The organism is Bradyrhizobium sp. IC4060, from assembly GCF_020193715.1.
GTDB classification, from domain to species: Bacteria; Pseudomonadota; Alphaproteobacteria; order Rhizobiales; family Xanthobacteraceae; genus Bradyrhizobium; species Bradyrhizobium yuanmingense.
On sequence record NZ_JADYVJ010000005.1, the window covers coordinates 296,078 to 315,814 of the forward strand.

19 protein-coding genes and 1 tRNA gene are annotated in these 19,737 nt (G+C 63.8%); 17 read left to right on the forward strand and 3 right to left on the reverse strand.

The annotated features are described in order from the left end of the window. The first annotated feature begins 3 nt into the window (after positions 1–3). From I6F16_RS19690 to I6F16_RS19760, 15 genes are all read left to right on the forward strand, one after another. A complete protein-coding gene (locus tag I6F16_RS19690) occupies positions 4–963 on the forward strand; it encodes a transketolase C-terminal domain-containing protein (protein ID WP_036010951.1) in 960 nt (319 codons plus the stop codon). Between the two features lie 8 nt (positions 964–971). Next, positions 972–2,078 carry a DegT/DnrJ/EryC1/StrS family aminotransferase gene (locus I6F16_RS19695; protein ID WP_225113236.1) on the forward strand — a complete coding sequence of 369 codons (1,107 nt, stop codon included), beginning with the start codon at positions 972–974 and terminating at the stop codon, positions 2,076–2,078. Then, positions 2,068–3,186: a DegT/DnrJ/EryC1/StrS family aminotransferase gene (locus I6F16_RS19700; protein WP_225113237.1), complete on the forward strand. Its 1,119-nt coding sequence runs from the start codon at positions 2,068–2,070 to the stop codon at positions 3,184–3,186. Before I6F16_RS19695 ends, I6F16_RS19700 begins: the two co-directional genes overlap by 11 nt. Next, complete coding sequence (locus tag I6F16_RS19705; RefSeq protein ID WP_025037016.1) at positions 3,183–3,989, forward strand: sporadic carbohydrate cluster 2OG-Fe(II) oxygenase; 807 nt, start codon at positions 3,183–3,185, stop codon at positions 3,987–3,989. Before I6F16_RS19700 ends, I6F16_RS19705 begins: the two co-directional genes overlap by 4 nt. Next, complete coding sequence (locus I6F16_RS19710) at positions 3,982–4,374, forward strand: LIC12192 family sporadic carbohydrate cluster protein (protein ID WP_225113238.1); 393 nt, start codon at positions 3,982–3,984, stop codon at positions 4,372–4,374. The genes I6F16_RS19705 and I6F16_RS19710 overlap by 8 nt, the downstream gene beginning before the upstream one ends. 25 nt (positions 4,375–4,399) lie before the next feature. Then, positions 4,400–5,065, forward strand: a complete 666-nt coding sequence (locus tag I6F16_RS19715; RefSeq protein ID WP_225113239.1) for a class I SAM-dependent methyltransferase — start codon at positions 4,400–4,402, stop codon at positions 5,063–5,065. Beyond that, positions 5,043–5,627 (forward strand): WbuC family cupin fold metalloprotein, encoded by a 585-nt coding sequence (locus I6F16_RS19720; protein WP_050996026.1) that lies wholly within the window; start codon positions 5,043–5,045, stop codon positions 5,625–5,627. Before I6F16_RS19715 ends, I6F16_RS19720 begins: the two co-directional genes overlap by 23 nt. 4 nt (positions 5,628–5,631) lie before the next feature. Continuing rightward, a complete protein-coding gene (locus I6F16_RS19725; RefSeq protein ID WP_109143348.1) occupies positions 5,632–7,392 on the forward strand; it encodes a hypothetical protein in 1,761 nt (586 codons plus the stop codon). A gap of 315 nt (positions 7,393–7,707) precedes the next feature. Next, positions 7,708–9,606 (forward strand): hypothetical protein, encoded by a 1,899-nt coding sequence (locus I6F16_RS19730; protein WP_158284385.1) that lies wholly within the window; start codon positions 7,708–7,710, stop codon positions 9,604–9,606. 244 nt (positions 9,607–9,850) lie between these two features. Then, the gene (locus tag I6F16_RS38210) at positions 9,851–11,056 is read left to right on the forward strand and encodes a class I SAM-dependent methyltransferase (RefSeq protein ID WP_225173950.1); all 1,206 of its coding nucleotides are present in this window, start codon (positions 9,851–9,853) and stop codon (positions 11,054–11,056) included. A gap of 9 nt (positions 11,057–11,065) precedes the next feature. Then, a complete protein-coding gene (locus I6F16_RS19740; protein WP_225147690.1) occupies positions 11,066–12,271 on the forward strand; it encodes a class I SAM-dependent methyltransferase in 1,206 nt (401 codons plus the stop codon). 3 nt (positions 12,272–12,274) lie between these two features. Next, positions 12,275–13,315: a Gfo/Idh/MocA family oxidoreductase gene (locus tag I6F16_RS19745; RefSeq protein ID WP_225173951.1), complete on the forward strand. Its 1,041-nt coding sequence runs from the start codon at positions 12,275–12,277 to the stop codon at positions 13,313–13,315. A gap of 159 nt (positions 13,316–13,474) precedes the next feature. Beyond that, on the forward strand, positions 13,475–13,981 hold the full coding sequence (locus I6F16_RS19750; protein WP_225113242.1) for a hypothetical protein: 507 nt from the start codon (positions 13,475–13,477) through the stop codon (positions 13,979–13,981). A 4-nt stretch (positions 13,982–13,985) separates the two neighbouring features. Continuing rightward, the gene (locus tag I6F16_RS19755; RefSeq protein WP_225113243.1) at positions 13,986–14,492 is read left to right on the forward strand and encodes a hypothetical protein; all 507 of its coding nucleotides are present in this window, start codon (positions 13,986–13,988) and stop codon (positions 14,490–14,492) included. A 138-nt stretch (positions 14,493–14,630) separates the two neighbouring features. Then, positions 14,631–15,392 (forward strand): glycosyltransferase family 2 protein, encoded by a 762-nt coding sequence (locus tag I6F16_RS19760; protein WP_225113244.1) that lies wholly within the window; start codon positions 14,631–14,633, stop codon positions 15,390–15,392. A 105-nt stretch (positions 15,393–15,497) separates the two neighbouring features. On the opposite strand, the gene I6F16_RS19765 is transcribed toward I6F16_RS19760, so the two are convergent. After that, positions 15,498–15,573 (reverse strand) — tRNA-Trp (locus I6F16_RS19765). A gap of 148 nt (positions 15,574–15,721) precedes the next feature. Between I6F16_RS19765 and I6F16_RS19770 the strand changes: the two genes are divergently transcribed. After that, entirely contained in the window at positions 15,722–16,957 is a 1,236-nt protein-coding gene (locus I6F16_RS19770; RefSeq protein WP_225113245.1) for a serine hydrolase domain-containing protein, read from the forward strand. A gap of 191 nt (positions 16,958–17,148) precedes the next feature. Here I6F16_RS19770 and I6F16_RS19775 read toward each other — a convergent pair whose 3' ends face one another. Further along, positions 17,149–17,916 carry an SDR family oxidoreductase gene (locus I6F16_RS19775; RefSeq protein WP_036010906.1) on the reverse strand — a complete coding sequence of 256 codons (768 nt, stop codon included), beginning with the start codon at positions 17,914–17,916 and terminating at the stop codon, positions 17,149–17,151. A gap of 34 nt (positions 17,917–17,950) precedes the next feature. After that, positions 17,951–18,649, reverse strand: a complete 699-nt coding sequence (locus tag I6F16_RS19780; protein WP_057029612.1) for a histidine phosphatase family protein — start codon at positions 18,647–18,649, stop codon at positions 17,951–17,953. Between the two features lie 134 nt (positions 18,650–18,783). On the opposite strand from I6F16_RS19780, the gene I6F16_RS19785 reads away from it, so the two are divergent. Next, positions 18,784–19,569 carry an SDR family oxidoreductase gene (locus I6F16_RS19785; RefSeq protein ID WP_109143341.1) on the forward strand — a complete coding sequence of 262 codons (786 nt, stop codon included), beginning with the start codon at positions 18,784–18,786 and terminating at the stop codon, positions 19,567–19,569. Positions 19,570–19,737: the final 168 nt, after the last annotated feature.

Genomic DNA, 19,737 nt, shown 5'->3' on the forward strand with positions numbered 1-19,737 from the left:
CCCATGCGCAACACCGCGATGAACATGGTCCACAAGCTCGCCGCGCGCGACGAGCGTGTGCTTTACATCGGCTCCGATCCGGGTGCCGGCACGCTGCGCGCGATGAGCAAGGAGTTTCCCAAGCGCCACCTGATCGAGGGCATCTCGGAAGCGCATATCATCGGCATGTCGGCCGGTCTCGCGATGGAGGGCTTCGTGCCTTACGTCAACACCATCGCGACCTTCCTCACCCGCCGCTGCTACGAGCAGGTCGCGGTCGATCTCTGCCTGCACAATCTGCCGGTACGGCTGATCGCCAATGGCGGCGGCCTCGTCTATGCGCCGCTCGGTCCCACGCACCAGGCGATCGAGGACATCGCCATCATGCGGGCGCTGCCCAACATGACGGTGATCTGCCCGTGCGACGCCGACGAGGCTGCGCGCATGATGGAGCAGACGCTGGATTGGAAGGGCCCGATCTACATCCGGCTCGGCAAGGGCGGCGATGCCATCGTGTCCAAGGCCGAGCACGGCTTCGAGATCGGCAAAGCCATCCTGATGCGGCCGCCCGGCGACGTCCTCATGGTGACCACCGGCATCATGCTCCAGCGCGCCCTCGCCGCAGCCGACCTGCTGGCCGCGCAAGGCATTCGCGCCGGCATCCTGCACATGCATACCGTGAAGCCGCTCGATACCGCAGCGCTGCTGCAGGCGATCCGCGGCACCCGGCTCGTGGCAACGCTGGAGGAGCACGTGCCCTCCGGCGGCCTCGGCAGCGCGGTCGCGGAGGCGCTGATCGACAAGCTCGGCTCCGGTTTCCCTGCGATGCTGCGGCTGTCGCTGCCCGACCGCTTCATGCACAATTACGGCTCTCAGGACTCGCTGCTGAAGAAGCACGGGCTCTCCGCCGGCGCCATTGCGACCTCGATCGAGCATGCGCTCGCGGCGTCGCACACCCCCTCACCTCAACTTCATTCCACCTGACGGGTCACATGTACGACGTTCGATATTCCTATCTGCTCGAGCAATTCGCGGATCCCGCACCGATCCTCGCCGAGATCGGCCGGCTGGTTGCGACCGGTGACTTCACCCTTGGCAAGCCCGTCGCCGAGTTCGAGAAGCGCTTCGCCGAATTGATCGGCGTCCGGCACGCCATCGGCGTCGGATCCGGCACCGACGCGCTCAAGCTGCCGCTCAAGGCGCTCGGCATCGGTCATGGCGACGAGGTCATCACCGCCGCGAACACCTTCATCGCCACGGTCGGCGCGATCGCGGAAACCGGCGCGACGCCGGTTCTTGTCGATTGCGACGATTCCTTTTGCATGAACGTGGACCAGGTCGAGGCTGCCATCACCGGGAAGACCAAGGCGATCATGCCGGTCCAGTTGACCGGCGAGGTCACCGACATGGGCAAGCTGATGCCGATCGCGCAGCGCCACAACCTGCCTGTGGTCGAGGACGCCTGCCAGGGCATCCTGTCGGAGTTCGCGGGAAAACGCTCCGGCACCCACGGCATCGCGGCCGGCTTCTCGCTGCATCCGCTCAAGAACCTCAACGTCTGGGGCGATGCCGGCGTCGTCGTCACCAATGACGACGGCATGAACGAAAAGCTCCGCCTGATCCGCAACCACGGCATGAAGACCCGCGACGAGATCGCGATCCTCGGCTGCAACTCGCGGCTCGATTCCCTGCAGGCCGTGGTCGGCAACTGGCTGATCGGCCAGACCAGCGAGATCACGCGCCGCAGAATCGAAAATGCGGCCTATTACGATGCGGGTCTCGCCGGCCTGCCCGGCCTGCGCGTCCCGCCGCGCCGTCCCAACGTGAAGCACGTCTACCATCTCTACATGGTGTTCGCCGAACGTCGCGACGAGCTCTACAAATATTGCCTGGATAACGGCATCGAGGCCAAGATCCACTATCCCATCCCGCTGTATCAGCAGGAAGGCCTGAAGCATCTCGGCTACGCGCCGGGCACGTTCCCGGTCACCGACCGCCATGCCAAGGAAGTCATCAGCTTCCCGGTCGACCAGCACCTGACGCGCGCCCAGCAGGACCGCGTCATTGAGACCGTCAGGAAGTTCTGCCATGGACGCTGACACCGGCCGCCGGCGCATCGGCTACGTCAATCTTCCCGCGCAGTTCGAGGAAGAGCGCGCCGAGATCATGCAGGCGGTCGAGGGCGTGTTCCAGCGCGGCGACTTCATCGGCGGGGCGGCGGTCGGAAGGCTCGAGGAGGAATTATCCGCCTATCTCGGCTCGCCGCATGTGGTGACGCTGAATTCGGGCACCGACGCGCTGATCCTCGCCATGCGGGCGCTCGACATCGGTCCCGGCGACGAGGTGATCACGCCGCCGAATTCGTTCGTGGCATCGACCGCCGCGATCATCGCGGTCGGCGCCACGCCGGTGTTTGCGGACGTGCTGCCGGACCAGAACATCGATCCGGCCGCGGTCGAGGCCGCCGTCACGCCGCGGACCAAGGCGATCATGCCGGTGCATCTGACCGGACGCATGGCCGACATGGCTCCGCTGATGGCGATCGCTGCGAAGCACGCGCTCGCCGTGATCGAGGACAGCGCCCAGGCGGTCGGCTCGACCTATGACGGCCGGATGAGCGGCACGATCGGCACCTTCGGCTGCTTCTCCGCCCACCCCTTGAAGAATCTCAATGCCGCCGGAGATGCCGGCTTCCTCGTCACTGCCAACGCCGAGCTTGCCGCAAGAATCCGACGGCTGCGCAATCACGGCCTGATCAACCGCAGCGACGTCCAGGAATGGGGGATCGTGTCGCGGCTCGACACGCTCCAGGCCGAGGTGCTGCGCATCCGCCTGCGCCACCTTCCTTCCGTGATCGAACGCCGGCGGCGCAACGCCGCGCAATACCGCGCCGAGCTCGCCGGCCTGCCCCTGTTCATTCCGCCCTGCCGGAACATCGAGTTCAACACCTTCCACACTTTCGTGGTGCAGACCGAGCGTCGCAACGACTTCCAGAAATATCTTGCCGACAAAGGCATCGAGACCGCGATCCATTATCCGGTCCCGATCCACCTGCAGCCGGCAGCAGCGCATCTCGGCCATGGCCGCGGCGCGTTCCCGGTGACGGAACGGCAGGCGGACCAGATCCTCACGCTTCCCATCAACCAGTTCCTGTCGGCCGCCGACATCAGCTATATTTGCGCGACCGCCCGGGAGTATTTTGCATGACGGACACGGACTTCCTGCACGCCGACGAGCAGGCGCTGGCGCAGCGTTTCATCGACGATGGCTTCGTCACCACCCCGGCCGACGATCGCGCCGGGCTCGACCGGATCCAGCGCCGTGCTGCCGAGCTCGCGGCGGACTATCTGAAGCTGCCGCACAGCAACGATCCCTACGCGATGCTCGACACCATCCACACGCGGGTGAGCGTGGATGATCTCAACGGCCTGCGGCTGCACGTCTTCAACGGCCTCAACGCCGAGCCCTGGTTCCGGCCGACCTATTTCCGCCTGGCGCGCTCGACGATCGAGACCATCGTCGGCAACGAGCTCTGCATGCAGCGCCGCGTCAATCTCAGCATCCAGCTTCCCGGCGACAGCTCCTCGCTGCTCGCCACCCATTCCGACGTCTGGTCGGGCGACTCGCCGTTCGAGGTCGTGGTGTGGGTGCCGCTGGTCGATGTCCACCGCACCAAGTCGATGTATCTGCTGCCGCCGTCCCTGAACGGCGAGATGCAGGACCGGATGGCGGCCTTGCGCAGCGCCGAAGAGCTCTACAAGACCATCAAGCCGCACGCGACCTTCATCGAGATTCCCTACGGTCACGTCATGCTGTTCAACCAGACCCTGATGCACGGCAATCGCGTCAACGAGGAAGCCGGCACGCGCTGGAGCATGAACTGCCGCTTCAAGAGCATCATGTCGCCCTACGCGGACAAGCGCTTCGGCGAGTTCTTCGAGCCGATCCTGCTGCGCCCCGCAACCCGTGTCGGGATGCAGTACAAGCTGCCGGGAGGCTTCCATGGCTGAGCGAGCCGGCCACCGCGGCTATATCGGCGCCAGGCCGCTGAACGGCAGCCGCACCCCGCAGCACGTCCAGAACATCGTGATCCGCGACTATGCGCGGCGCAAGAACCTGCACTATCTGTTGAGCGCCGCCGAGCACACCATGCCCGGCAGCTACATGGTGCTGGAAGACATTCTGGACGAGCTGCCGCAGCTGCGTGGGCTGATCCTCTACAGCATTTTTATGCTGCCGCCCGACGAGGGTCGGCGGCGGCAGATCTACGACCGCGTGCTGCGCGAGGGCTGCGATCTCCATGCAGCGGTCGAGGAGATCACGCTGGCGTCTCAGAAGGACATCCAGGCCATCGAGGACATCCTGCTCGTCAACAGGTTCGCGACTATCCTGTGATGATGCCGCGGACCGGTTGGCCCCCATGACCGAGATCAACCTGCTCCAGCCGATGCACGCATCGACGAGGCGGGACTACGTCCAGCGCGTGGTCGAGCACGACAAGGCGGAATCCGCCACTGTGGCGCGGCAATGGGGACGCGACTATTGGGACGGCGACCGGCGCTACGGCTACGGCGGCTATCGCTATGACGGACGGTGGCGCCCGCTCGCCCAGACCCTGATCGATCGCTACGGCATCAAACCGGGCATGAGCGTACTCGACGTCGGCTGCGGCAAGGGCTACCTGCTCTATGAGTTCACCCAGCTCGTCCCCGATCTCAGGATCGCCGGCATCGACATCTCCGAGTATGGCATCGCCAACGCCAAGGAGGAGGTGCGGCCGCATTTGAAGGTCGGCAGCGCCGTCGAGCTCCCCTACCCCGACCACAGCTTCGACCTCGTCGTCTCGCTCGGCGTGCTGCACAACCTTCCGCTCGAGGACGTGTTCCGCGCGGTGCCCGAGATCGAGCGCGTCGGACGCGGCACCTCGAAATATCTGATGGTCGAATCCTTCCGCAACGAGCGCGAGAAGGCCAATCTGCTTTACTGGCAGCTCACCTGCCTGAGCTTCCACGGCCCGCACACATGGGCCTGGATCTACGACAAATGCGGGTATCGGGGCGACCATGGGTTCATCTTCTTCGAATGAGGCAGGCCTGCACCGGCCGACCTCGTTGCGCGCGCAAAATCCGGAAGTGTACTATTCGGACGATGCCATCGTCACCGCGGATGACGCCACGATCGCGGAGCTGAAGCGCATCGCCGCCGGCAACCCGCGCCTGCGCAGCCGGCTGTGCACGCATCCCGATCCTTCGTCCGGACTGCACGAGATGCTGATCGTGCACCATCGCGAAGCCTATGTGCGGCCGCACAAGCACCTTGGCAAACCTGAATCGTTCCACGTGATCGAGGGGACCGCGCAGGTCGTGATCTTCGAGGACGACGGCGGCATTCGCGAGGTGCTCGAGATGGCGCCCTACGGTCAGGGCAAACGCTGCTATTATCGCATGCCGGAACAGGTCTTCCACTCGATCCTGATCACCTCGGAATGGCTGGTATTTCACGAAACCACCGCCGGCCCGTTCGATCCTTCGCGCACGGCATTTCCCGACTGGGCGCCTGATGGCAGCGACGCTGCCGCGGTGCAGGACTACGTCACAAGAATTGGTAGGCTCGCCGCGGAGCATCTGAACAAACGAGGCAAAGCCTAGGACCATGGTCACCCCCGTCGGTTTCGACGATGCTCGCACGAATGTAGATCCGAAAGCTGCGGCTCTCCGACAACGGGAGCGGGCGGGCATTGGATACGTCTACGTCGCTCTGGTTCTCGCCTTTGTTACGGCCGTGCCCGCGCTGTTCGCGCGTGAGGTCTTCGGCGACGATTGGACTGTGTACTACATCTATTGGACTCAAGGTGCCGCTGGCGTCGCTCGCGTGCTGTGGGAGTCGGCACACGCCGGCTTCGCAATCCCGATGACGCTGTTTGTGGCGCTTTTGAACGATACTCCCGATGTCTCTGCGCGGCTCGCGGGACTAGCCTGCCATCTGGTCAACGGCGTGTTGCTTCACTCCGTCCTGTCGCGATCATCCTATACGAGACGGATCGCCGGTCTTGTCACGGCTCTGTTCCTGCTCAGCCCGTTCTATGCAATTCGCCTGACACTCAACGCGGTCTACGACTTCTTCCTGCTCTTCTATCTGCTGTCCTACGAGCTGTCCTATTCGAAGGTGCGGGCGCTTCGATGGAGCGCACCTTTTTGTCTGTTATTCGCGTTGTCGCTCGAGACTCTGATCGCCCTCGAACCGGTTCGCGTCGTGCTCACCTGGTCTGGTCCCGAGCGGTGGAGGCAGAAACTCGCGCGTCTTGTACCGTTCTGGCTGGCCGTTGCAGCCATGATCGTTCTGCGACTGACAATTCTGGGGAAGAGCGGCCACTACGCCGGACAATACAGTTTCGCGAACGATTTCTCGATCATAGCCAATGCGCTCTATGCGCACCTCATGGCCTTCCCGAGCGGCCTGAGCTACGCATATTCTCACGGGGTTGCGCTGCTGGGGCTTCCTGTTTCCGCGGCAGTGACATTGGCCACGATCGCCGTCTTTGCCCGGTTCTCATCGACAGCATTGTGGACGCCCTGGCTGCTGAACGGCCGCTCGACCACGAATGCGATGCTTCTGCTGCTGGTGCTGGGAGCCGCGATTGCCCTCATCGGCGCGCTGCCCTACGCTCTTACCGGAATTTATGGCGACGTGACGCGGGGCGAGTCCAGGCTACTCTTTCCCTCGCAGTTCGGCGTCTTGATCCTGATGGCGACCGTTGTGCAGGCGATTCCGGGATCGCGCGTCCGCGCAGCCGTCGCGGGGGGCTTGGTCGCGATCTTCGCCTTGTCGTCGGCTCACGATTCCAAATGGCTGCTCTACGACGGGTTGCTCAGCAGCGACATGCTGCGGCAAGTCCGAGCAGCCTTGCTCGCGGACCCCGAGCCAAAGGTCGTTAAGCTCCAATTCGAGAACTCGCACGTCTTCTCGTTCCGCTCACGATGCCTCGGTGGCAATGACATGAACGTGGCACAGACGATCCTGCGGGATGAAAATCGCGAGCGGTCGTTTATCTACACGGACTACTGCGGGGATTTTACTGATCCTCATTTCGTTGTGAACGGCAACTGCCCGGTTTCCTACCTCGAGACCTTTCCGTGCCCACCCCGTCGCGAGACCTGGCGCTATCGCGCCGCCCCGGGAATTCCACGACCCGACGACATTGGATTCATCGAGCTTCTGACGGCGACCCTCGGAAATAACTCCTCGGCCACGGAGGGCCGCGGTGAACTGATGCAGTTGAAGGATGGAGAGCCGGCCCCTGTGGCGAGAGCCGAGTATCGGCCGCCTTGCAATCGGCCTGGCGTCCGAGGCGCAGCCTGGTTGCTGGCGCTGCCGGCCCCGGCATGTGAAGGTGCTGCCTCTGGAGTTCGCTAGAGCATGCGTCATCCATGGAGGGTTCCAGCGCCCGTCATCCAGACACAAACATTGCCATGCCGGAGGCAACCACGGGCTTCGCGGGATTGTTCAGGGAACGCTGTGGTGGTAGAAGCGCCTCGCAACGGGAAGTTCAGGCAATTGGGGACTGGACGTGATTTCAGAGAAAGTTAGATTTTCCGCTGTGTTCGACGCAGCCTCCTCCCCGACTTCGATCGTAGCTAGCCTCGAGACCTCCTAGTGGAGTACACAAGGGAATTCTCGATCGCCGCCAGAGCTGTTGTGGCCGCCCTGCTGGGATGCGCCGTCGCCTACGTGGTGCTGCTGCTGGTGAAAAATCACCTTCCGTCATTTCAATCAAATTTCGTCGAAGGCTTCGACATGGCCTTGGCAGACAGGAATTGCGATTTCTGCAAGAAGGCGTTCTACGGCTCGTTCTTCCTGTCCGGGCCGATTGCGGCAGCAGCGGCATTGTACGCGACGTATCGATCATCGGGCTCGCTCGCACTGAGCGCCATCACGGCGAGCTTCGTCTATCTTGCCCTCGGCGCTGCCAACGATTGGAGGAGCCCCGGGATCGCGATCGCCCTGCTGGCGGTCGCCGCTATCACCGTCGCGCTCAATCGAGACGCCAACAATTACCTTCCTGCTGCAAAACCCTCGACCGACACCCGGTTCAGCGTGGGGGCCGGCGATCTGCTCGCGATCATATTCCTCGCTCTGCTGCTGATCCCCTCCGACCTCGAAGGCCTGACCGCGGCCGTGAGGGACGAAGCGCACAAGGTAAGTTACTTCATCGGTCCCGCGCTTTATGGCTACGCCCCCGGGCTCGTTCCCGGATTGGACTTCCATTCGCATTACGGCCCTGCGCTCGGCTGGTTCTTTCATCTCATCATGGGAGATGGCTGGAAATCGGCGGCGATGCGAGCGGTCGGATTGAACATCGCGGTCACGCTCGCGACCTACGTCCAGGCCTACTTTCTTCTGTATTACTTGATCCGCTCGAAGCTTGCCGCGATCGCCGTCATCACGGCGCTCGCCGTGCTGGCTTTCTCTACGACCGGCCAGTTCTACTCGCCATCTGCCTACCCGACGCGATTTCCGCTCTTGATCGTCTTTGCGCTCGCGATCAGCCTGCACTGCACCGCTCCCGGGCGCCTGACATGGCTAATCCTATCGGCCATCATGTGCGCCGTCTCGCTGCTCTGGCAGACCGAGATCGGGCTGTTCTTCCTTGTGACGGGTACCTTCGTCGCGGCGATCGCCGGAGGGTTTCCGAACTATCGCAATGCCCTCGTGTTCGCAGTCACATCGATAGGTGCCGCAATCCTGATGTGCCTGGTGCTGTTCGGCACGAGAGCCTTCTCCCTGGAGTTTCTGATCGAATGCTTTCGCCCGCTCGTACTCTACGGGACCGGGTGGGGAAGCACGCCCATCAAATGGGACTTGGGCTGGGGCATCATCTACAATCTGCCGCTCCAGATCGTCGGATGCATCACCGTCGGCTGGGCCGCGATCCGGCTGTCACGGCCCTCCGATTCTTGGCATGACCGGTTCGTGACCGGGATTCTGCTGACGCTGTCGATGATTGGCATGGCGCTGATGATCAAATGGGTCAACCGGACGCTGGACGCTGTCTGGCACCAGAACGCGTTGCCGCTGGTGATGGTCTCGGCCTGGTGGATCCGCCAGTTTTCAACGGGGTGGCAACCGTCGTTCCGAAGAACCGCCGGCGCCATAACGGCCGCTGCGACCGTTCTTGCGCTGCTGTTCGTCCAGGACAAGAACAATCCCCACCTCTACGGCCTGAGATCGTATGCAACTTATCCCAGCCTTCTGCGGTGGCCGTTCGTCTCGAGCCCGGCGGTCACGTGGCAGGAGGACCTGGATCAGATCACAGAGGCCGATGCGAAGTTCATCCAGGATAAAACCAGGCCAGACGAGAGGGTTCTGGTCATCGCCCTCAGGGATTGGGCCTATCTGGCCCAGGCCCATCGGGCGCCGATGGCCTATTTCATGCCGTTCCTGGTGTCCTTTGACGCGCGGTTCCTGGATCGCTCGATGAACCCGGCGGACCGGCTGTTCTACGACAGCATGGTTGAGCGCAGGCCGGAGTACCACCATGTTCAAGAGGTCATGAAGCGGATCAAGCGGGATTTCGTGGCCGTGGAGACCCGGGGTAATTTGACACTCTACGAGCGGCGGCGGCCTTGACGTCGACCGTGCTCGCAGCCGTCGCGCGCGTACATGGCCGGCCGCATCCACCTCCAATTGAGGGACGGCGGCACGTCTTGCAAGACCTATCCACGGCTGCTACCTGCTTTGGCCGAGAACGCACAGGCCGGAGGAATGCCCCGCGTAACCCGGTTATGATGTATCCGGGAGCGTCTCGTTGCCGGCCACGCCGGTTTCCATTGAAGGTCGCCTCGTCAGACCTGCTCAAATGCGAGAATAATCAGTGACCGATCATTGCCGCCTCTGCCATTCGACCAACCTGCGACCGGTCATCGACCTCGGGCAAATGCCAATCGCGCATCGACTTCGGCGCAGCCGGAACGAGCAGGAGGAGCGGTATCCGTTCGAGGTCCTCGCCTGCGGCGACTGCGGCCTGCCGCAGATCGTCAAGCCGATTGATCCAGACATCCTCTATCGCCAGTTCAACTACAATTTCAGCAGCTGGAAGCCGGAGCCGCACCAGGTCGACGAGCTCGACACCATCGCGAAATTCTCGAAGCACCAATCCGTGTTCGAGATTGGATGCAACGACGGCCTGTTCATGGATAAGTTGCGCGAACGCGGCGCGAAGGTCTTGGTGGGCGTGGAGCCCAACCCGGTGTCGGGCAAGATCGCCCGCGAGCGCGGCATCAAGGTCTATTCCGACATGATCAGCCCGGCGCTGTGTCACGACGCGGTCGCCCAGGCCGGCAAGTTCGACCTCGTCGTCTCGCGTCAGGTGCTGGAGCACATCGTCGATTTCGAGAACTTCTTCGACTGCGTGAAGATCGCGCTCAGCGACGACGGGCTGCTGTTCATCGACGTGCCCGACTTTGATCCCGGTTCAACGGCGGGCGACCTCTCCGTCCTGTGGGAGGAGCACGTCAGCTACTTCACCGAGCCGACCCTGCTCGCGCTCTTGGCTCGGCACGGCTTCGAGACGGTTTCGGTGAAGAAATACAACTTCAGCGGCGGCAGCCTCGCGGTCGCCGCTCGTCGTGCAACCCGTGACGTGACGCCGCCGCCTGCGCCCTCCGGCGTCGGTGAGAAATTCGGCCAGCGCGCAAGGGAGTACGGCGCGCGCCTGCGGCCGATCCTCGCCAAGGCCCGTGCGAACGGCGCCGAGATCGCGATCTACGGCGCGGGCTGCCGCGCCTGCACCTTCACCAACGCGCATGAGCTGGCGGATCTCGTCGACCTGTCGGTCGACGACCAGAGGGAGCGTCAGGGCCTGTTCCTGCCCGGCACCGGCATACCGATCCGTTCGCCGGACGAGCTCGCAGGCAAGTCGGAGCCGCTCGTCTGCCTTCTCGCCGTGAACCAGGAAAACGAAGCCAAGGTCAGCAGCCGGCTGCGCGAGAACGTGAAGCGGCCGCTGCACATCGTTTCGATTTTCGCGCCCTCCGACATCTGGAGCGAGCTCGACCGGCTCGAGGCGGCCTTGGGTTAGGGACGCGGCATGGCTGACGAGAAGCTCTTCAATTACTACGAACGTCAGGACGTCCTACCGACGTTCGGGAATTTCAAATCGGCCGCCGAACTCGATGCATATGCCAGCCAGCGGCGCGAGCTGTTTTCAGACAAGCTCGTGCTGCCGCCGCGGCTGTTCCGCGATGCGGAGGTGCTCGAATTCGGTCCTGATTCCGGTGAGAACGCGCTGGTGTTTGCCGGCTGGGGCGCAAACATGACGCTCGCCGAACCGAACCGGCATGCGCATCCGAAAATTGAGGCCTATTTCGCGCATTTTGGCCTGACCGAGCGCCTGCGCGAACTCGCGTTGGCCGATGTCGAGGGATTTCGCAGCGAGCGCCGCTACGACATCATCGATGCCGAAGGTTTCATTTACACCGTGCAGCCGACCGAAAATTGGCTCGGCGTCTTCGACCGGCTGCTCCATCCGGACGGTTTCGCCGTCGTATCCTATTACGAGCGCTATGGCGGCTTCTTCGAGCTCGCGCTCAAGGCAATCCATGCCGCCGGCAAGGCTTTGTCGGGCCGTCCTGCACTCGCAACCGCGAAGACGCTTTTCGACGCGAAATGGAACAGCATTCCGCACACCCGCAGCTTCGAATCCTGGCTGATGGACGTGCTCGAGAACCCGTTCGTCCGGCATCGGTACTTCCTCGACGCAGCCGCCTTGTGCACGGCAGCGCATGAGCAGGGATTCGACATCCATTCGGCGTGGCCAGCCTATCGCGACAGCCTGGACGTTTACTGGCACAAGAAGGTTCTCTCCGCCGACGAGAAGCTGCGGCGTGCGGCGCGCCATCTCGACCGCAGCCGCCTCAGCTTCCTCGGCGGACGCAAGCTCTACCTGGTCGGCAAGGCCGATGCCGTGGCGGCGATTTCGGCATCGATCGAAACGCTGGTTCTCGACGTCGACGCGATGATCGACGCCCCCTTCGGCGAGAGCCTGCCGCGCGTGATCGCGAGCCTTGCGTCCTTACGCGAGGCGATCCGAACGACGGACATTCTCGCGGACGATGCTTCCGACATCGAAACCATCGTTGCGACGCTCGACAGTTTCCACCGCATCTTTGGCGCAATCGGGCGACGCGATGCGCCCGCGGTCACGGCCCTGACCCAGACAGATCCGGCGTTCATCAGCACCTGGGGACAGCCGGCGCATTTCCTCGTCATCCGGAAGCGGTTCAAGGGATCATAGCCAGTGAGGCCAGGCATTGGCATCATCGGAACCGGGATGGTCGGCCAGATGTGCCACCTCGCCAATTTCGTCGCCAATCCCGCCTGCCGCGTCGTCGCCATCGCCGATCTCCGGCCGGATCTCGCTGCCGCTGCAGCGCAGAAGTTCGGTGTCTCGCGGGTCTATGGCACGCATCGGGAGCTGCTTGCGGACAGCGAGGTCTCCGCCGTGGTCGTCGTGACGAAGCGGCGCGCGACCGGGCCAATCGTCCTTGACGCGCTGAACAGCGGCCGCCACGTGCTGTCGGAAAAACCGATGGCCTATACGACGGCTCAGGCGAATTTGCTGGTCGAAGCGGCGCGGCAGGAAAACCTCGTCTACAGCATCGGCTACATGAAGCGTCACGATGCCGGTGTGGCGCGCGCGTTCGAGGTGCTGACGCGCTTGCGCAACGACCGATCGCTCGGACGCGTGGTCCGCGCCAAGGGCTGGTGCTTCGGCGGCGACACCGGCCGGTCGCGCGACAATTTCGTGATGACCGGCGAAACACGGCCGGACGGGATCGAACTCTGGAAGGACGGTCCCGACTGGATGCCGAGCACGATGCGGGCCGGCTACGACAGCTTTCTGAACGTCTTCAGCCATATCATCAATCTGACGCGCTACCTGCTTGGATCATCGCCAACGCTCGCCGACAGCTCCGTCGAAACTTCGGGAGCCGCGCGCATCACCCTCGACTTCGACGGCATCGCTTGTACGCTGGATCTCGTGAACGGGTCCGAGGGAGCCTGGCGCGAGGGTCTGACGATCGATTTCGAGCGCGGCGCGGTGACCTTGAAACTGCCCCCGCCCTTTGCCGAGCAAGAGGCGGAGGTCATCGTCGAGCACGATGGTCAAAGCACGCATCTGACGGGTGAAAAGAGCTGGGCATTTCGGCGCCAGGCCGACGCCTTCGTTTCCGATATCGCCGAGGGACGCCCCCCCCTGGCCTCCGGCGCGGACTCGGTGACCGACATCTCACTGGCGGAGATGGTCTACAAGCGGCGGGCTGACGGCATCGCATGATGCGGAAGTTTGCGCAGCCAGCCGTTTCCATCGCGACACACGCGAGTCCGCGTGACAATCGCCAGTCAAAGGCGCCGGGCTGCCTTGACCTGAAAAATACGACCCCCTATAGACTTTCGCTCTGACTGGCCTGAGAGGCGTCCGGGACGATTTTCCGCAATGAACCTGCTACCGGGCCCGGCGCAAGCTGCTGCGATTGGTGTCAGCCTCGCCTTTCCACTGTTGTTGCTGCTTTACGCGCGCATCGCCGCCACCGGCGGAGCCGGCCGTCGCTTCCGGCTGGGCTGCATCAGCGTCGTCATCCTTTACGCCGTCGCCTGTATCGCCCTTCCAGGTCAGCGCCACGTCGGCGATGTGCTTGGCGGTCTCTTCCTGCTCGGGACCGCAATGATGCTCTGCTACATCCTGTTCAGCCTGCTGGCCTGGGGCTTCACGCTGACGCTGCTCACCGCACTCGTTCAGGCTGGACATCCTCTCACCCTGGAGCAATGGGCGACAGCCTACATGCAAGGTGGAGATCTCGGCACCTTCACGCACAACCGCCTGAAGCTCCTGATCGGGGCCGGGATGGTCATCACGGCGGACGGCCGGCTTGCCCCCACCTCCAAGGGGGTTGCGGTAGCGCATCTCGTCAAGCTCGTTCGTCTGTCGACAGGCCTTGGGTGAGTCGATGTCCTTTGCTGTCGGACTTGCCGCCGTCGCCGTGTTCGCCCTGCTGGCGCCTGCCCTGCAATTCATGGCCCGCGCACGCGCTTGGCCGCTCGGACCCGTGACCCTGCTGGCGATTGCCACGGTTGTCTCGCACGGTCTCGGGGTGATGCTCGGAATTCTCTTCGTCCCGCAGCTTCAGTACTGGGACGCCGCATCGATTTTCGGATTTTGCGTCATGGCTTACGTGTTCGCCTTTGGCGCCGTGTATAAATCGGTTTCGCTGGGCATCCTGCTCAGCCTCGTCGATCGCCCCGATCGCAGGGCACCGCTATCGGAGATCGCTGACGGGCAGGTTCCAGATCTGTTCCGCGGACGAATTGGGAACTTGGTCGATGGCGGCCTGGTGGAACGGTCCGATTCGCACTTCGCGGCGACGGCGGCGGGCCGGAATATGGCAGGCCACGTCGGACGGCTGCGCCGCGCCTTCGGCATTGGCGACACCAGCCTCTATGATTTTTCCGATTAGTTGCGCGGAACACACACATCATAGGTTTCGCGCCGGTCTTGTGGGCATACCGGCGAGCCGCATTGTTCGCCCGGGTCAGATGACCTAAACTTGCATGGGGTCACCGGGACAGAGTGGCCCCGCCAACGGGCGCATACAATGACACCTTCCAGGGCGGCAAAAAGGCTTACGATCGTCATTCCTGCACTGAACGAGCAGGACAAGATCGCCGACACGATCGACGGCGTGCTGCCGCTCGCCCGCGACCTGCTCGACGATTTCGAGATCTTCCTGATCGACGACGGCAGCACCGATGCCACCGGCGCGATCATGGAAGAGTTCGCAGCCGGCGAGCCGCGCATCATTGTGCATCACAATGCCGAACCGCGAGGTGTCGGTGCCGGCTTCGAATATGCGCTGTCGCGCGCGAAATTCGATGCCATCACGCTCATCCCCGGCGATCACGCCTTCCAGAACGAGGGTGTTGCCCGGATGTTCAAAGCGGCGGGCGCCGCCGACCTCGTCATCACCTATCGCGACAACCAGTCGGACCGCTCGGTCAACCGCTCGTTGCAGTCGCATTCGCTGCGGTTCATCCTGAACTGCCTGTTCGGCTTCTGGCTGTCCGACTATCACAGCATGATCGTCTATCCCGTGAAATGGCTGCGCCAGATCGCGGTCAAGGCCGACGGCTACGGCTACCAGATCTGTGCGCTGATCTCCCTGCTCCAGCTCGGCCTCACCTACGTCCAGGTTCCGGTGAGCCTGAACGCGGAGCTGAAGGGCTCGTCGCGCGCGCTGCGGCTGCGCACCTATCTCGAGCTCGGCGGGACCATCCTTTCCCTGCTGCGCCGCGTTCCCATCCGGAACGTCAACCTCAGGCAGATTCCCGCCGACGCGGAACGGACCCCGGCGCGCTAGGCCTCGCCGGATCACGACACGGCACCTCCAGCACAGCGGCTGCGAGAGCACGGGCGCGCGCGGGACGCCCTCCCGCCGCAATCTAGTCTAAGTGATTGATTTGGCTGGCAGGAGTGGCAGGGCTCGAACCTGCGACCCCCGGTTTTGGAGACCGGTGCTCTACCAATTGAGCTACACTCCTACGAACCCGCGTCGCCGCGGATCAGGGGCGCTTTCAAGCACAGAGAGCGGCCGGTTTGCAAGGGTGAACCGCGCCGGCTTCGCTTGTTTGTGCCGGGGGTTCTGGGCCACAGTCCATCGGCCATAACGAAAAACAATCGGGAGTGCCCATGACCGCTACAGCGACCGCCACTGCCGCCCCGCAGGCCGCAAACGCGCCCCACACCCCAGCTTTGCCGGAAGCGCGCCCAGAGACGCTCGGGCTGTCGCGGCCGCGGCTCCAGGCCATGTCGGACGCCTTCAAGCGCGAAATCGACAAGGGAACCGTTCCCGGGGTCACCGTGCTGGTGGCGAGGCGCGGCCAAATCGGCTGGTTCGAGGCGCTCGGCAAGCAGAGCCCGGCAGGCGCGGCGCCCATGGCGCGCGATTCGATCTTCCGCATCTTCTCGATGACCAAGCCGATCGTCTCGGTCGGCATCATGATGCTGGTCGAGGACGGACAGCTCCTGCTCAGCGATGCCGTCGCAAAGTTCATCCCGGAGTTCGCGAGCCAGCAGGTCGGCGTCGTCAACGACGGCCGGTTGGAGCTGGTACCGCCGGCGCGGCCCATGACCGTGCAGGACCTGCTCCGCCACACCTCCGGCCTCACTTACGAGCACCAGGGCGACGGCCCCGTGCACAAGCTCTACCAGGAGTCCCGCGTCCGCAGCCGCAAGATCACCAACGCCGAACATGCCGCGCTGGTGGCGAGCTTCCCGCTGGTCTGCCAGCCCGGCGCGGAGTTCAACTACAGCCGCTCCACAGATATTTTGGGCCGCATCATCGAAGTCGTCAGCGGCAAATCGCTCGGCGCGTTCCTCACCGAGCGCGTGCTTGCGCCGCTCCAGATGGCCGAAACCGGCTTCTCGACAAGCCAAGCCAATGCCGGCCGCCTTGCCGAGCCGTTCGCGGCCGACCCGTGGACCGGCGACAAGGTCGCGCTGTTCAACATGCTCGAGCAGCCCGTGATGGAGTCCGGCGGCGGCGGCCTGGTCTCGACCACGATGGACTACGCCCGCTTCTGCCTGATGCTGCGCAATGGCGGCACGCTCGACGGCAACAGGATCATCGGCCGCAAGACCCTGGAGCTGATGGCCTCCGATCACCTCGGGCCAGGCGTGCCGACCAACGGCACGCTGCTATCGCCGGGTCATGGCTTCGGCCTCGGCTTTGCCGTGCGCCGCGAGGCCGGCATCGCGCCCTTCCCAGGCAGCGTCGGCCAGTATTTCTGGAGCGGCATTGCCGGCACGTTCTTCTGGATCGATCCGAAGGAGGATCTGTTCGCAGTGTTCATGAGCCAGGGGCCGGGACAGCGCGACCACACGCGGACCCTGGTGCGAGATCTGGTTTACGCGGCGGTGGAGTGAGGCCCTGCGCTTACGCGCGACGCCGTATCATCATCCGCACTGTCATGCCCCGCGAAGGCGGGGCATCCAGTACGCCGCGGCGGTCATTCGTTCACACAACTGCGGCTGCGGGGTACTGGATCGTCCGCCTTCGCGGGCGATGACCGCTGTGTATGGGTGGACTACGTGCCCTTTCCCTTCCGACAAACGCATCAACTGATCGTCGCGCCGCCGTCGATCACCATGGTCTGGCCGGTCATGAAGTCGCCGGCCTTCGAGCCCAGGAACACCGCCGCGCCGGCGATCTCGTCGGGGATGCCGATGCGCAAGAGCGGCGAGCGCGAGGTCGAGGCTTTCAGGTTCTCCGGATTGTCCCACAGCGCCTTGGCAAAATCGGTCTTGATCAGGCCCGGCGCGATGCAGTTCACGCGAATGTTGTGCTGGCCGTATTCGCAGGCGAGGTTGCGCGCGAGCTGCATGTCGGCGGCTTTCGAGATGGCGTAAGCGCCGAGGATGGTCGAGCCCTTGAGGCCGCCGATCGAGGAGACGATGATGATCGATCCGTCCTTGCGCTCGATCATCTGCGGCACCACCATCGAGATCAGCCAATTGTTGGCGACGATGTTGTTGTCGAGGATCTTCCTGAACTGATCGTCGGAGATGCCGGCGAGCGGGCCGTAATATGGATTCGATGCGGCGTTGCAGACCAGCACGTCGATCTTGCCGAAGGCGCGGTTGCTCTCGTCGACGAGGTTCTGCAGATTCTCTTTCGAGGAGATGTTGGCGGCGACCGCGACCGCGGTGCCCTTGCCGAACCTGTCGTTGATGCCTTTCGCCACCTGCTCGCACACGTCGGCCTTGCGCGAGGAGATCACCACCTTGGCGCCGTGCTCGGCCATGCGCTCGGCGATCGCGAGCCCGATGCCGCGCGTCGAGCCCGTGATGACGGCGACTTTCCCCTTCATGTCGAACAAGGTCATGTTTCTCTCCCAGATTTGATTTTCGTATTCAGTATCAGGCCAGCTTCTTGACTTCCGGTCCCGCCGGCTGATGCATCGCCGCGTGCGCTGGATCGGCGATCCAAGGCTGCTGATTGACCATCGGCAGCCGCCAGACCGTGCGATCGGGACTCGCAAAATAATCCAGCCGCGTCACCGAGCAATTGTCGATGTCGAACGACAGCCCGCGTTCCGGCTGCCCGCCGAGCGCGAACCCCACTGCCGCCCTGATAGTGCCGCCATGCGCGACTGCGATGATGTCCTTCCCGGCCGCCTCGGCGTTGATCCGCTCGATGGTGCGGCGCGTGCGGTTGTACAGGTCCATGAAGCTTTCACCGCCGGGCGCGGGCTCGTTGATGTCGGCGAACCAGCTCGCACCGACGGGGCGGCTGGCAATGAACTGGGCGCGGTTCATGCCCTGCCAGCGGCCGAGGTTCTGCTCGGCGAGATCCGCCTCCCATTTCAGCGCTGCCGGCCTTGGAAAACCCGCAGCCCAGATCGCCTCGGCAGTTTGATGGGTGCGCATCAGATTGCTCGAATACCAGACCGCCTGGCGTGGCAGCACCTTGGCAACAGCGTTGAACACGTAGGTATCGCTGGTATCGCAGGCGATGTCGCTCTGCCCGTAGATGTTGCCGCCGTCGTTGCGCACCGGCGCGTGACGGACCCACCACCACCGCGTGATGACCACGTTCGGCTTGTCTGCACCTGCCATCGAAACCCTTCCATCCCGTCTATTGTCGCTGTACGTGAGTAGTGAACGCGTCTCAAGACACTTTGCCGTTTGAAATCTTGTTTGAAATTCCGTCGCGCGGCAAGCGTCGTGCGCGAACAAAAGGGAGAAAACGCATGGGCCGCCTGCAAGGCAAATCCGTCATCATCACCGGCGCCGGCAGCGGCATCGGTCGCGCGGCTGCGCTGCTGTTCACCAAGGAGGGCGGCAAACTGATCGCGGTCGATCGCACCGAGGCGGTGAAGGAGACGGTCGAGGAGATCAAGAAGGCCGGCGGCGTCGCGGAAGCGATGGTTGCGGATGCCGGCTCCGAACAAGACGTCATCGCTGTGATCGACAAGGCGGTGAAAACGCACGGCCGGCTCGACGTGATCTGGGCCAATGCCGGCGTCTCCGGCGGACTCGTTCCGCTCGCCGAGCAGACCGTCGAGCATTGGCAGGAAATCCTGCGCGTCAACCTGATCGGGCCGTTCCTCGCGGTGAAGTACGCAATGCCGCACATGGTCAAGCAGCAGTCCGGCGCGATCGTGCTGACCGCCTCTGTCGCCGGCCTCAAGGCCGGCGCGAGCGGGCATCCCTATGCCGCGAGCAAGGCCGGCGTGATCAGCCTGGTGCAGACCACGGCGTATTCGCTCACCGGCACCGGCGTGCGCATCAATGCGGTCTGCCCCGGCCTGATCGAAACAGGCATGACCAAGCCGATCTTCGACCGCGCCAAGGAGCGCGGCACCCAAGACAAGATCGGCCAGCTCAACCCGCTCAAGCGGCCGGGACAGCCGCACGAGCTCGCGGCGATGGGACTGTTCCTGGCGAGCGACGAGGCTTCGTATGTGAACGGCCAGGCGTTCCCGGTCGACGGCGGCTTGACGGCATCAATGCCGTATACGGGCAAGCCGGTTTAGTTCGCAGGTCGTGTCCCGGACGCGACGCAGCGCGCAAGCGGTGCGGCGCAGAGCCGGGACCCAGCAGGCTACGTCGCTCGCTGCTGCACGGGCCCCGGCTCTGCAGCGCATCGTCGAACCGGACGATGCTTCGCATCGCCGGGGAGACGCTGCGCAGCGTCCGGGCCA